This window comes from Pseudomonas sp. RGM2987 (genome assembly GCF_022952855.1).
Classification (GTDB): Bacteria; Pseudomonadota; Gammaproteobacteria; order Pseudomonadales; family Pseudomonadaceae; genus Aquipseudomonas.
This window is the reverse complement of record NZ_JALJDX010000202.1, coordinates 1-12,677: the sequence shown is the minus strand read 5'-3', so window position 1 is coordinate 12,677 and position 12,677 is coordinate 1. Positions and strand designations below refer to the sequence as shown.

The 12,677-nt window shown below is 62.3% G+C and carries 12 protein-coding genes; 2 read left to right on the top strand and 10 right to left on the bottom strand.

Features of this window, described 5'->3' with window-relative positions; translation table 11 throughout:
• Positions 1-6: 6 nt before the first annotated feature.
• The 3 genes from gcvH to RGM2987_RS16055 form a co-directional block, all read right to left on the bottom strand.
• A complete protein-coding gene (gcvH, locus tag RGM2987_RS16065) occupies positions 7-390 on the bottom strand; it encodes a glycine cleavage system protein GcvH (protein WP_245142966.1) in 384 nt (127 codons plus the stop codon).
• Between the two features lie 412 nt (positions 391-802).
• Complete coding sequence (locus tag RGM2987_RS16060) at positions 803-2,311, bottom strand: sigma-54-dependent transcriptional regulator (RefSeq protein ID WP_245142964.1); 1,509 nt, start codon at positions 2,309-2,311, stop codon at positions 803-805.
• Between the two features lie 217 nt (positions 2,312-2,528).
• The gene (locus tag RGM2987_RS16055; RefSeq protein WP_245142960.1) at positions 2,529-3,434 is read right to left on the bottom strand and encodes a LysR family transcriptional regulator; all 906 of its coding nucleotides are present in this window, start codon (positions 3,432-3,434) and stop codon (positions 2,529-2,531) included.
• A gap of 106 nt (positions 3,435-3,540) precedes the next feature.
• On the opposite strand from RGM2987_RS16055, the gene RGM2987_RS16050 reads away from it, so the two are divergent.
• Together RGM2987_RS16050 and RGM2987_RS16045 are read left to right on the top strand one after the other, a co-directional pair.
• A complete protein-coding gene (locus tag RGM2987_RS16050) occupies positions 3,541-4,419 on the top strand; it encodes an MBL fold metallo-hydrolase (protein ID WP_245142958.1) in 879 nt (292 codons plus the stop codon).
• 196 nt (positions 4,420-4,615) lie between these two features.
• Positions 4,616-5,230: an NAD(P)-dependent oxidoreductase gene (locus tag RGM2987_RS16045; protein ID WP_245142956.1), complete on the top strand. Its 615-nt coding sequence runs from the start codon at positions 4,616-4,618 to the stop codon at positions 5,228-5,230.
• A 78-nt stretch (positions 5,231-5,308) separates the two neighbouring features.
• Here RGM2987_RS16045 and RGM2987_RS16040 read toward each other — a convergent pair whose 3' ends face one another.
• The 7 genes from RGM2987_RS16040 to RGM2987_RS16010 all read right to left on the bottom strand — a co-directional run bounded on the left by RGM2987_RS16040 (position 5,309) and on the right by RGM2987_RS16010 (position 12,372).
• Positions 5,309-5,638 (bottom strand): GlpM family protein, encoded by a 330-nt coding sequence (locus RGM2987_RS16040; protein ID WP_245143088.1) that lies wholly within the window; start codon positions 5,636-5,638, stop codon positions 5,309-5,311.
• Between the two features lie 23 nt (positions 5,639-5,661).
• Entirely contained in the window at positions 5,662-6,990 is a 1,329-nt protein-coding gene (locus RGM2987_RS16035; protein WP_280639952.1) for a sigma-54 dependent transcriptional regulator, read from the bottom strand.
• Positions 6,987-8,888, bottom strand: coding sequence for an ATP-binding protein (locus tag RGM2987_RS16030; RefSeq protein WP_245142952.1), 1,902 nt, complete (start codon positions 8,886-8,888; stop codon positions 6,987-6,989). The genes RGM2987_RS16035 and RGM2987_RS16030 overlap by 4 nt, the downstream gene beginning before the upstream one ends.
• 228 nt (positions 8,889-9,116) lie before the next feature.
• Entirely contained in the window at positions 9,117-9,851 is a 735-nt protein-coding gene (locus RGM2987_RS16025) for an amino acid ABC transporter ATP-binding protein (protein WP_245142950.1), read from the bottom strand.
• Positions 9,848-10,519 (bottom strand): ABC transporter permease subunit, encoded by a 672-nt coding sequence (locus tag RGM2987_RS16020; RefSeq protein WP_245142948.1) that lies wholly within the window; start codon positions 10,517-10,519, stop codon positions 9,848-9,850. Before RGM2987_RS16020 ends, RGM2987_RS16025 begins: the two co-directional genes overlap by 4 nt.
• Positions 10,519-11,265, bottom strand: coding sequence for an amino acid ABC transporter permease (locus tag RGM2987_RS16015; protein WP_042730391.1), 747 nt, complete (start codon positions 11,263-11,265; stop codon positions 10,519-10,521). Before RGM2987_RS16015 ends, RGM2987_RS16020 begins: the two co-directional genes overlap by 1 nt.
• Positions 11,266-11,457: 192 nt before the next feature.
• A complete protein-coding gene (locus tag RGM2987_RS16010; protein ID WP_245142945.1) occupies positions 11,458-12,372 on the bottom strand; it encodes a glutamate/aspartate ABC transporter substrate-binding protein in 915 nt (304 codons plus the stop codon).
• Between the last annotated feature and the right edge of the window lie 305 nt (positions 12,373-12,677).

Genomic DNA, 12,677 nt, shown 5'->3' with positions numbered 1-12,677 from the left:
GGCTCCTCAGGCTTCGGCGTTGGCTTTGATCAGGCGGTCGTAAGCGTCCTGATTCAGCAGTTGGCCAACTTCAGCGGCGTTGGCGGGCTGGAAACGGAAAAACCAGCCTTCGCCCAGCGGATCTTCGTTGACCAGTTCCGGATTGCTTTCCAGGGCCGGGTTGACCTCCAGCACCTCACCGTTGAGGGGCATGTAGACACCGCTGGCGGCTTTTACCGATTCCACGGTCGCGGCTTCGGCACCCTTGTCGTAGCTTTGCAGTTCCGGTAACTGAACATAGACCACATCGCCCAAGGCGTTTTGCGCAAACGCAGTAATACCGACTGTGACGCTGCCGTCGGCTTCGGTGCGCAGCCATTCGTGATCTTCAGTGAAACGCAACTCGCTCATGGAAACTCCTGGGGCCAGATTCGTCTGGTGGACGCGAAGAAAGGCGCGGGGCATGGCCCGGCCGAATGGGTATGGCGATAGCAAGAATGCGGCCAATGTTGATAAGTGCTTGTGAATCAATGATTTGGCGGATTTCTGCGCGGTGCGAGTAGACTTGTCTGTAGCGAAATCGCTACAGCTCTAGGCTTGGATAAAATCTTTGTGGGATCAAAGCCTTATCCGGCGCAGATTGGCGCCAGGTGTAGCGATATCGTTCCGCTGTAGCGCTTTCAGTACGGGTGGGGGTCGGTTTTGATACCGGACTCTGTGGGAGCGGGCTTGCTCGCGAATACGGTGTGTCAGGTAACTACATGTCGACTGACACGCCGCTTTCGCGAGCAAGCCCGCTCCAACAGTGGGGCCAGCGGTGGGCTTACGGCTTGTTGGAAATCCCGTACTTGCGCAACCGATGGGCAATCGCGGTGTGGGAGGTTTGCAGGCGGCTAGCGAGCTGGCGGGTGGAGGGGTAGTTGACGTAGAGGCTTTCCAGGAGATTTTTCTCGAAGGTTTCCACTGCCTGCTCCAGGCTTTCGACTTCCACGTCGCCCTGACGCGCCACCGAAGTGCCGGCGATGTCCAGGTCGCCGATGTCCACCAGGCTGCTCTCGCAGATGGCGGCGGCGCGGAAGATCACGTTCTGCAACTGCCGCACGTTGCCCGGCCAGCGGTTGCCCAGCAGCGCCGGATAGGTGCCAGGCGCCAGGCGGCAGACCGGACGTTGGATCTGCGCGCAGGCCTGTTGCATGAAGTAGCGGGCCAGCAACAGGATGTCCTGGCCGCGTTCACGCAGGGGCGGGACTTCGACGTTGAGCACGTTCAGGCGATAGAACAGGTCTTCGCGAAACGAGCCTTCGCCGACCATTTTTTCCAGGTTGCGGTGGGTGGCGCTGAGGATCCGCACGTTGACCTTGATTTCCCGGTCGCCGCCGACCCGGCGGAAGCTGCCGTCGTTGAGGAAGCGCAGCAGTTTGGCTTGCAGGTACGGCGACATCTCGCCGATCTCATCGAGGAAAACCGTGCCCTGGTTCGCCAGCTCCATCAGCCCGGGCTTGCCGCCCCGTTGCGCCCCGGTGAAGGCGCCGGGCGCATAGCCGAACAATTCGCTCTCGGCCAGGTTCTCCGGCAGCGCGGCGCAGTTCAACGCCAGGAACGGTGCACTGTGACGGGCGCTGATGGCGTGACAGGCCCGGGCCACCAGCTCCTTGCCGGTGCCGGTTTCGCCCTGGATCAACAGCGGTGCGTCCAGGGCTGCAACTCGCTGGGCCCGGGCCTTGAGGGTGCGGATCGCCGGCGACTCGCCGAGCAGCGCGTCAAAACCTTCGGCATGGTCGTGGTGCAGGGCCGACAGGCGTTCACCCATGCGGTTCGGCGGGTAGAGCGTGAGCAGGGCGCCGGCATCGGTGATGGGCGTGGCGTCCAGCAGCAAGGTCAGGCCGTTGAGGGTGATTTCCCGCAGCGGCAGGCGGAAGCCGTTCTCCAGCAGGGCACTGAGCAGCGCTTCGTCGCCGAACAGGCTGGCAACGCTTTCCCCGGCCGGCTCGCGCCCGTACAAGGCAATCAGTGCCGGGTTGGCCAGCAACACGTTGCCAGCGCTGTCCAGGGCCAGCACCGGGTCGGTCATGGCCGCCAGCAGCGCATCGAGCTGCAGGTGCCGGCGCTGGCCCGGCAGGATGTCCACCACGGTCACTGCTTGCACGCCACGCACGCTGAACAGCGCCTCGCGCAGCTCGTCCAGCACTTGCGGGCTGAGCGTCGGGGCGTCGATGTAGACGTTGGGCGGCACCATCTCCACCGCATCCAGATTGAGATTGCGCCCACCGAGCAACGCCAGGACTTCCTGGGTGATGCCGACGCGGTCGATGAAACTGACGTGGATACGCATGGGGCGGTTTCGGGTTCTGGAGTGCGGAGGGTGGCAAGTATGCCTTGGGGTGGGCTTTTGGTGAAATCCTGGTGCAGTGTTCGACGCTTGCACAATCCCTTGTGGGAGCGGGCTTGCTCGCGAATACAGTGTGTCAGGTAATCAAATGTCGACTGGCACGCCGCATTCGCGAGCAAGCCCGCTCCCACAAGGGGGGGGAGTGTTGGGGCGAGTTTTTCTACAACCCCACATCCCACTCCGGCATCTCGGGAAACTTCACCACCAGAAAATCCAGCAGGCTGCGCAGCGCCGAAGGCATGTGCTTGCGTGAGGCGTACACCGCGTAGATGTTCATTTGCCGGGGCTCAGCGTGAGGCAACAGGCGAACCAGCTCGCCGCGCTTGATGTGGGCGCCGGCCAGGAAGCTGGGCAGCATCGCCACGCCGACGCCGCTCATGGTCGCCCGTAGCAGGGTGCTGGCTTCGTTGGCGCTGATGTTGCCTTGCACCGGCACCGAGACCTGTTCACCGTCCTGCTCGAAATGCCACAGGCTCTTGCCGACGTAGGAGTGGGTCAGGCAGTTGTGCCGGCCGAGGTCTTCCACCCGCTGCGGTGTCGGGTGTTCGTGCAAGTAGGCGGGCGAGGCGCAGATCACCGAGCGGCAGACCGAGAGGCGTCGGGCGATCAGGTTCGGGTCCAGGTCGTTGCTCATGCGGATCGCCAGGTCGATACGCTCATCCACCAGGTTCACGGTGCGGTCGAGCATTTGCAGGTCGACACTCACCCCGGGGTATCGCTTGACGAACTCGCCCATGGCGGTTGCCAGTTGCGTCTGGCCGAACGAGGTGCTGGCGCTGATGCGCAGCATGCCCCGTGGCGCGTCGTCCCGCGTGCTGACCGCCGCTTGCATGTCACCGGACAACTCCAGCATCTGTCGGCAGCGCGGCAGGGTCTCGGTGCCGGCGGCCGTCAGGCTCAGCTTGCGGGTGGTGCGGTGCATCAGCCGGGCGCCGACCCAGTCTTCCAGCTCCGCCAGGTACCGCGAGACCACCGGCCTGGAAAGGTCCAGATACTCAGCTGCGGCGGACTGGCTGCCCAGGTCCACCACCGTGACGAACACTCGCATTGCTTGTAGACGGTCCATGATTTGCACGCTTTCAGAAACAAACTATGTCGGAGCATCGCATTTTTTGGAATCAATCAGGTAACTAAGCTCTGTTGCATTCGGATTTTGGACAACGGAGCACACCATGAGCGGATTGACCTCTTTCAAGCGCCTGCTGCTGGCGACGGCCGCGTTGGCTTTCGCCGCGCACAGTTGGGCGGCCGATCTGACCCTCGACGTCTATAACCCTGGCGCGGCAGCGGTTTTCCCCGTGAGCTCGGTGTTGGTCAGTGGCGATAAGGAAGCGATCCTGGTGGACGCTCAGTTCGGCAGAACCCAGGCCGGGCAGGTGGTGGAAAAGATCCGCGCCAGCGGCAAGCGATTGACCACGATCTACATCAGCCACGGCGATCCAGACTACTATTTTGGCCTGCAAACCCTGATCGCCGCATTTCCCGAGGCCAAGGTCCTGGCGTCCGCGCCGACCGTCGAGCACATCAAGCACACCGTCGACGGCAAGCTTAAATACTGGGGGCCGGTCCTGAAGACTGACGCGCCGACCAAAGCCATCGTGCCCGAGGTGCTCAGGGGCGACAGCCTGACCCTGGAGGGCAAGCGTTTGCAGATCATCGGTCTTGACGGCCCGCAACCGGAGCGCAGCTTCGTGTGGATTCCATCGATCAAGGCCGTGGTGGGCGGGGTGGTGGTGGCCGAGAACATTCATGTATGGATGGCCGACACCCAGACGCCGAAGTCCCATCAGGATTGGCTGGCGACCCTGGCGAGCATCGAGAAACTGCAACCGAGCACGGTGATTCCCGGCCATTACCTGGGCGAGAGCGAGCGCTCCCTGGCACCGGTCAAATTCACCGCTGCCTACATCCAGGCCTTCGACGAAGAGACCGCCCGCGCCAAGGATTCCGCTGCCTTGATCGCCGCCATGAAGCAACGCTTCCCGGACCTGGGCGAAGACAGTTCGCTGGAGCTCAGTGCCAAGGTGGCCAAGGGGGAGATGAAGTGGTGAGGGCCCGATGGTGGATGACGCTTTCGCAGCAATGAATCAGCTTGGTTGAAGAGCCTTTGTGGCGAGGGAGCTTGCTCCCGCTGGGTCGCGCAGCGGCCCCACCATCTTGCGACTGCTTCGCAGCCGAGCGGGAGCAAGCTCCCTCGCCACAGGGGTTTGCATGCCTGGCATTTATGAGTAATCACTGGAGAACACCATGAGCAAAATCGCAATCATCGGCGCCACCGGTCGCGCCGGCAGCCAACTGTTGGAAGAAGCCCTGCGTCGCGGCCACAGCGTGACGGCTATCGCCCGTAACACCGCGAAAATCGGTGAAAGGGCCGGGGTGGTCAGCAAGCAACTGGACGTGTTGGACAGCGAGGCACTGATCGCGGCCATCACCGGTCACGACGTGGTGGTCAGCGCCGCGCACTTCTCCACCGTGCCGGCCGACAAGGTCATCGCGCCGGTGAAGGCCGCCGGGGTCAAGCGTCTGCTGGTGGTGGGCGGGGCCGGTTCGTTGTTGCTGCCGGACAACAGCCGGGTGATCGACAGCGAGGGTTTCCCCGAGGAGTACCTCGCCGAAGCCACCGCAGGTGCATTGTTCCTGGACGTGTTGCGCAAGGAACAGGACCTGGACTGGACCTTCCTCTCGCCCTCGGCGGAGTTCGTCGAAACCGAGCGCACCGGCCAGTTCCGGGTCGGCAAGGATCACCTGTTGTTCGACGCCACCGGGCGCAGCTGGATCAGCTTCGCCGACTACGCCATTGCGTTGATCGATGAGGTGGAAAAGCCGCAGTTTTCGCGTGCGCGGTTTACTGTGGGCTACTGATCCGACGCCATCGTCGGATCGCCGCCCGGAGCAGGCTCGCTCCCACACGCCCCCAGCATTTCTGTATGACCCCAACACTCAGCCGTGGACTCTCACCCAGACGCTGATCAGCACTGTCGCCGCCATCAACCACGCGACCGCCGCCACCGCCAGCGACGCCTCCAGGCGCAGCCGGTCGACCATTACATACAACGTCGCCAGGTACACGAAATACGGAATGATCGACCACATCCCAAAGACGATGGTGGTCTTCAGGTCGTCCACCGAACGGCCCTTGCCGACGATGTAGTGGGCGATCAGGGCGAAGGTGGGAAACAGCGGCACCAGCCCGGCGATGTAGTAATTGCGGGTCTTGGCCAGCATGGCCAGGATGACCACTACGGCGGCGCCGAGCGCCGCTTTGAAAATCAAGTCCACAGTCAGCGTCCCGGTCAGTGGCTCAGGCCGTATTTTTTCACTTTGTCGAACAGCGTGGTCTTGGCCATGCCCAGTTCCTGGCTGGCCTGGGTCAGGTTGCCACCGCTGCGTTGCAGGGCGTCAATCAGCAGATTGCGCTCGAACGCTTCCACTGCCTCGGCGAAGCTCAGGTCGTGGCTGCCGGAACTGGCGCCGGATTTCTTGAAGGCCGGCAGGCCGAGGGCATAGCGTTCGGCGACGTTGCGCAGCTCGCGCACGTTGCCGGGCCAATCGTGGCTCATGAGGTTGGACAGGGTCTGGTTGTCCAACTGCGGCACCGTGCGGTCGAAGCGCAACGAGGACTGCTGGAGGAAGTGCTCGAACAATTGCAGGATGTCTTCGCGCCGCTCGCGCAAGGGCGGCAATTCCAGCGTCACCACATTGAGGCGGTAGTACAAGTCGCTGCGAAACTGCCCGGCCCGGCCCAGTTCGTCCAGGTCCGACTTGGTGGCGGCGATCACCCGGCAATCCACGGCCACGCTCTGGTTCGATCCCAGGCGTTCGAGGGTGCGTTCCTGCAACACCCGCAGCAGTTTGATCTGCAAGGGCAGGGGCATGCTTTCCACTTCATCGAGAAACAGCGTGCCGCCATCGGCGTGCTCGATCTTGCCGATCCGGCGTTTGCCGGCGCCGGTGAAGGCGTTGGCTTCGTGACCGAAAATCTCGCTTTCGAACAGGTTCTCCGGCAGGCCGCCGCAGTTCAGCGCTACGAACTGTTTGTCGTGGCGTCGGCTGAAGTCATGCAGGCAGCGGGCGACCAGTTCCTTGCCGGTGCCGGTTTCGCCTTCGATCAGCACGTTGGCCGAGGTGTCGGCGACGTTGGCGATCAGCTCGCGCAAATGCTGCATGGCCGGTGAGCGACCAATGATCCGGCCTTCCAGGGAATCGCGTTCGGCCAATTGCCGACGCAAGGAAAAAACCTCACGGGCCAGGCTGCGCTGTTCCAGGGCACGGCGGGCGACGTCCACCAGGCGTTCGGGGGAGAAGGGTTTCTCCATGAAGTCGTAGGCGCCTTTTTGCATGGCGCCAACGGCCATGGAAATATCGCCGTGGCCGGTGATCAGCACCACCGGCAGGCTGCGATCACGAGCCTTGAGGCGGGTCAGCAGCTCCAGGCCGTCGATGCCGGGGAGGCGAATGTCACTGATGACTATGCCGGCGAAATCATCGCCGACCCGTTCCAGGGCTTCTTCGGCGCTGCCCACGCCAATGCACGGGATGTCTTCCAGGCTCAGCGCCTGTTGGCAGCCCAGCAGGACATGGGGGTCGTCTTCGACGATCAGTACGCTCAAGTCGTTGTTCATGGCTGCTCGGCAGGTAAAAGGCTTACCAACGGTAAACTCAGGACAAAGGTGGTGCCACGCTCCACCGGGAACTCGACACCCAGGTGCCCGCCGGCCGCTGCCGCGAGGCTTGCCGAAAGCGTCAGGCCCAGGCCCAGCCCTTGTTCGCCGGGTTTGGTGGTGAAGAACGGTTCGAACAGATGCTTGCGTGCTTCTGGATCAATGCCATGGCCGTTGTCCCGCACCCGCAGGCGGTATTTGCCATCGGCGGCCTGGCCTTCGAGCCACAGCTGCGGCTCGGGTTGGGCTTGCATGGCGTCCAGGGCATTGCCGATCAGGTTGACCAGGATCTGCTCCAGGCGCGTCTGGTCGATTTGCACTTGTACGTCGTCGAAACCGTTGTGGATCTGGAGGTCGAGCTTTTCGAGACGCTCGCCGAGCAATTGCAAGGCCGCGTCGACCGCCTTGCCCAGGCTGGCCCTGCCCTGGTCGTCGCCACGCCTGGCAAAGGCGCGCAGGCTGGCGGTGATGCGGCCCATGCGGTCAACCAGTTCGTTGATGGTCTTGAGGTTGGTGCTAGCGATGTCCAGCTGGCCGCGCTCCAGGAAGCGCACGGTGTTGCCGGACAGGGTCCGCAGCGCCGCCAGCGGCTGGTTGAGCTCATGGGCGATGCTGGTGGACATCTGGCCGATGGCCGCCAGTTTGCCGGCCTGAACCAACTCGTCCTGGGCTCGGCGCAGGGTTTCCTCGGCCTGGCGCCGTTCGCGAATCTGACTCTTGAGTCGTTCGTTGCTGGCCCGCAGGTCGGTGGTGCGTTCGGTAATCCGACGCTCGAGCTGGTTGTTGGCTTCCTGCAACGCTTCGCGGGCGGCGAGGCGGGTGGCGATGACCTTGCGCCGTTCGTTCCAGGCAATCAGCAGGAACGCCACCAGGGCGAAAGCGACAGCCACCAGGATTCCCTGGTTGATCGCCTGGCGGCGCAGGTCTTCAAGGGGGGTAAGCAGGGTGAAGTTCCACGGCGTATCGCTCAGGGGCCGGGTCTGCGACAGGTAGCTGATGGCACGCTCATCGGATACCAGCTCGGTGTTGGCCGGGAACGTCACCTTCTCCATGCCTTCGGCCAACCGCTCCCGGGCCAGGGGCACCAGTTCGTTCAGTGGGAACCAGTAGTACTGCAGGCTGCGGGCCAGGCGTTCCTTGGTGTCGTCGCTCAGCGGGCGGACTGACTTGAGCCGTCGGGCGGGGTCGCTGGAGAGAATGATGATGCCGTTCTCATCGCTGACGAAAGCCTCCAGGCGCGCCCGCTGCCAGCGCTCTTCCATGGCTTCGAGGCGGACCTTGACCACGGCCACGCCGATGATCTTGCCCTGTTGTTCCAGGCCATGGGCCAGGTAGTAGCCGGGCTCGCCGTTGGTGCTGCCGATGCCGTAGAAGCGCCCCGGTTCGCCGCGCACGGCGTTCTGGAAATAGGCGCGAAAGGACAGGTCTTCGCCCAGGTAACTGTCGACGTCGCGCCAGTTGCTGGTGGCCATGACCCGGCCGGTGGTGTCCATCACATAGATGGCCCGGCTGCGGCTGCGCCGGTTCAGGCCTTCGAGGTATTCATTGACCGCCTTGCGGTGCTCGGGCGTCGGGTCGTCGAGCAGGGTCGAGACGCCGGACTCCAGCTCCAGCAGGCTGGGCAGGTAGGTGTACTTGCTGATCTCGCTTTCCACCGCCCGGGCATGCAGCTCCAGCTGGCGCTCGCCGTTCTCCGCCAGGCCGCGCACGCCATAGTGCTCGCTGATCCAGAAGCCGAGATATCCCAGGCCGATCGTCAGGGCGATGATCAGCGGCGGCAGGAACAGATGGCGGATCAGGCGGGGTTTCACGGCGAGTGATGGCGGCGCGGCGCGATAGAGGGTGGGGTCGCATTTCATCACAGAAGCCTTGGGTCAACCAGTGTGGCCGTGGTCGCCCTTCGAACACGGTCCCGTGGCGAGGGAGCTTGCTCTCGCTCGGCTGCGAAGCAGTCGTAAAATCGGCAAATGCGATACTTCCAGGTACACCGCATTCGCCGGTTTTGGGTCGCTGCGCCCGAAGCGTCGGACCGTCCCAGCGGGAGCAAGCTCCCTCGCCACAGGAGCTCGTCTAAAGGAAGTGGTGCTTTAGTGCTGCAGGATTTTCTCAAGGAAATGCTGCGCACGTTCGGAGCGGGCGCTGATGTCGCCGAAGAACTCTTCCTTCTTGCAGTCTTCGATGATCTGCCCCTGGTCCATGAAGATCACCCGGTTCGCCACTTTGCGGGCGAAGCCCATTTCGTGGGTCACGCACATCATGGTCATGCCTTCGTGGGCCAGTTGCACCATCACGTCGAGCACTTCGTTGACCATTTCCGGGTCGAGGGCCGAGGTCGGTTCGTCGAACAGCATCACCACCGGGTCCATCGCCAGCGCACGGGCAATCGCCACGCGCTGCTGCTGGCCGCCGGAAAGCTGGCCAGGGTGCTTGTGGGCGTGGGCGGAGAGGCCGACCCGATCCAACAGTTGCAGGCCTTTCTTGGTGGCCTCTTCCTTGCTCCGGCCCAGCACCTTGATCTGCGCGATGGTCAGGTTTTCGGTGATGGTCAGGTGCGGGAACAGTTCGAAGTGCTGGAACACCATGCCCACCCGCGAACGCAGTTTCGGCAGATTGGTCTTCGGGTCGGCGATGGAGGTGCCGTCGACCACGATGTCGCCTTTCTGGAACGGCTCCAGGGCGTTCACGCATTTGATCAGCGTGGACTTGCCCGAACCCGATGGGCCGCAGACCACCACCACTTCACCCTTGCTGACCTCGGTGCTGCAATTGGTCAGTACCTGGAAGTCCCCATACCACTTGTTGATGTTCTTGATAGAGATCATACGGCGAACCTTTTTTGCAGACGCTTGACCAGCAGCGAGGCGGCAAAGCTGATTGTGAAGTACACGAGACCTGCGACGATCAGGAACTCATTGGAGCGGCCGATGATGTCGCCATTGGCCCGCGAGGCATTGAGGAAGTCCACCAGGCCGACGGTGTAGACCAGCGAGGTGTCCTGAAACAGGATGATGCTCTGTTGCAGCAGCAGCGGGGTCATCTTGCGAAACGCCTGGGGCAGGATGATCAGGCGCATGGTCTGGCCATAATTCATCCCCAGTGCCTGGGCGGCGCCCATCTGGCCCTTGGGGATCGCCTGCACGCCGGCCCGCACGATCTCGCAGAAGTACGCCGCCTCGAACATCATGAACGCCACGACGCACGAACCGAACGCACCGATTGGCGTGTCTTCGCCGGTGATCCAGCGCAGCACGAACGGCACCGCCAGGTAGAACCAGGTGATCACCAGCAGCAGCGGTATCGAGCGGAAGTAGTTGACGTAGGCGCCGGCAATGTTGGAAACCAGCTTGTTGTGGGACAGGCGCATCAGCGCCAGGATGGTCCCCAGGACGATCCCGCCAACGACGCCCAGGGCCATCAGTTTCAAGGTCATCACCATGCCGTTCCACAAGCCGGGAATGGCCGGGACGACACCACTGAAATCGAATTCCATTATTTACCCCCCACGGAGATCAGGCCGGGCACCGCGACTTTCTTCTCGACCATGCGCATGAGCAGCATCAGGCTCATGTTCAGGGTGAAGTAGATCAGCGTCGCCAGGGTGAAGGCTTCGAACAGGTTGGCGGAGAATTCGGCGGTCTGCTTGGTCTGCGCGAGCAGTTCCATCAGGCCGATCAGCGAGGCCACGGAAGAGTTCTTGAAGACGTTGAGGAATTCCGAGGTGAGCGGCGGAATGATGATCCGGTAGGCCTGGGGCAGCAGCACGTTCCAGTAGATCTGCGGCAGCTTGAAACCCATGGCCCGGGCGGCGGATTCCTGGCCGCGTGGCAGTGCCTGGATACCGGTGCGCACCTGTTCGCAAACCCGCGCGGCGGTGAACAGGCCCAGGCAGACGACGACGCTCAGGTAGGCCGAGGTGGTCGGGTTCAGGTCCTGCTTGTACCACTCCTGCAGGTTTTCCGGCAGCAGGTCGGGCACCAGGAAGTACCAGATGAACAGCTGGACCAGCAGCGGTACGTTACGAAACAGTTCCACGTAGCAAGTGGCGATACCCGACACCAGCCGGTTCGGCACAGTGCGCATCACGCCCAGGATCGAGCCCAGCATCAGGGCGATGATCCAGGCGACGACGGCGATGGCGATGGTCCAGCCCAGGCCGGCGATGTACCAGTCGAGATAGGTCTCGCTGCCAACGCCGGTGGACTTGAAGAACACGCCCCAGTCCCAGTTGTAATTCATTAGGGTCTCCCCTCAGATCGTTCGATGTACAAGTGCCCGCCTGGGGAAGCTCCGTTCCCGCCCGACCTTGAGGGTCAGGCACACCCGTGGGGCTCGACAGCCACCGGTTCGAGTGTTTCCTTGTTGTCAGCTGGGAGTGACCATCCCCTGAAAGGGCCGGGCCCCTTCAGGAGATAAGGTTAGTCAGGAAAATCAGGACTTCTTGTCGTCAGCCGCTTTGTCGGTCGGATTGGCGATCAAGGCCTTGAGCTCGTCGCTCATCGGGAAGTTCAGGTTCAGGTTTTTCGGTGGGATCGGCTGGGTGAACCACTTGTCGTAGATCTTGTTGATCTCGCCCGACGCGTAGGTGGCCTTGATGGCATCATCCACGGCCTTTTTGAACGGCTCGTCGCCTTTGCGCATCATGCAGCCATAGATTTCGTAGGACTGTGGGGTACCGGTGACGGCCCAGTCCTCGGCTTTCTTGGCCTTCGCCGCTTCACCGGCCAGCAGGGCGTCGTCCATCATGAACGCGACGGCACGACCCGACTCCAGCATCTGGAAGGATTCGCCATGGTCCTTGGCGGAGATGACGTTCATGCCCATCTGCTTGTCGGCGTTCATGGCCTTGAGCAGGCGCTCGGAGGTGGTACCGGCGGTGGTCACGACGTTCTTGCCTTTCAGGTCGTCGAAGTCCTTGTACTTGGAATCTTTCTTGGACAGCAGGCGGGTGCCGATCTCGAAGATGCCGACGGAGAAGTCAACCTGCTGCTGACGCTCGACGTTGTTGGTGGTGGAGCCGCATTCCAGGTCCACGGTGCCGTTCTGCACCAGCGGGATACGGGTCTGCGAGGTGACCAGGTTGTACTTGACTTGCAGGTTGGGCAGGTCCAGGTCTTTTTTCAGCGCTTCGACGACTTTCAGCTGGATGTCGTGGGAGTAGCCGACCGGTTTGCCGGAAGCGTCCGCGATGTAGGAGAACGGAATGGAAGCGTCGCGATGCCCGAGCGTGATGACGCCGGACTCTTTGATCTTTTTCAGCGTGCCGGTCAGTTCGGCTGCGAAAACCGGGGTGCTGATCAGAGCGGCAGCAATGGCTGCGCCCAGGATATGGGGAACGATACGCATCGATGTTTCCTCGACATTGTTTTTTTTATTCCGGCCGGTTCGTCGGCCCTGAGTACTTCGAAGTGCCTGTCAGCTCCTGTTGTGTTGGCTACAGGCATTCGTCTCGAGGAGTGTAGAGCATGACTCGTGCCAGGCCAGTCGCGACTGGTTAAGTCTATGTTTTAGAAGCTAATTAATGTTTTGTTTCAGGTTTGTTCGGCGGTTGTTTATCCGGCTGGCCGAACTGACCGGCGGGTCGTGTTCGGAAAACCGAATGTTTTCCCTGCCGAAAGAGACCCTGTGGGAGCGGGCTTGCTCGCGAAGGC

Excerpts from the sequence above, each read along its gene's own strand:
- gcvH (WP_245142966.1), bottom strand. The coding sequence starts at position 390 with ATGAGCGAGTTGCGTTTCACTGAAGATCACGAATGGCTGCGCACCGAA.
- RGM2987_RS16060 (WP_245142964.1), bottom strand. The coding sequence starts at position 2,311 with ATGCGTATCCACGTCAGTTTCATCGACCGCGTCGGCATCACCCAGGAA.
- RGM2987_RS16055 (WP_245142960.1), bottom strand. The coding sequence starts at position 3,434 with ATGGACCGTCTACAAGCAATGCGAGTGTTCGTCACGGTGGTGGACCTG.
- RGM2987_RS16050 (WP_245142958.1), top strand. The coding sequence starts at position 3,541 with ATGAGCGGATTGACCTCTTTCAAGCGCCTGCTGCTGGCGACGGCCGCG.
- RGM2987_RS16045 (WP_245142956.1), top strand. The coding sequence starts at position 4,616 with ATGAGCAAAATCGCAATCATCGGCGCCACCGGTCGCGCCGGCAGCCAA.
- RGM2987_RS16035 (WP_280639952.1), bottom strand. The coding sequence starts at position 6,990 with ATGAACAACGACTTGAGCGTACTGATCGTCGAAGACGACCCCCATGTC.
- RGM2987_RS16030 (WP_245142952.1), bottom strand. The coding sequence starts at position 8,888 with ATGAAATGCGACCCCACCCTCTATCGCGCCGCGCCGCCATCACTCGCC.
- RGM2987_RS16025 (WP_245142950.1), bottom strand. The coding sequence starts at position 9,851 with ATGATCTCTATCAAGAACATCAACAAGTGGTATGGGGACTTCCAGGTA.
- RGM2987_RS16020 (WP_245142948.1), bottom strand. The coding sequence starts at position 10,519 with ATGGAATTCGATTTCAGTGGTGTCGTCCCGGCCATTCCCGGCTTGTGG.
- RGM2987_RS16015 (WP_042730391.1), bottom strand. The coding sequence starts at position 11,265 with ATGAATTACAACTGGGACTGGGGCGTGTTCTTCAAGTCCACCGGCGTT.
- RGM2987_RS16010 (WP_245142945.1), bottom strand. The coding sequence starts at position 12,372 with ATGCGTATCGTTCCCCATATCCTGGGCGCAGCCATTGCTGCCGCTCTG.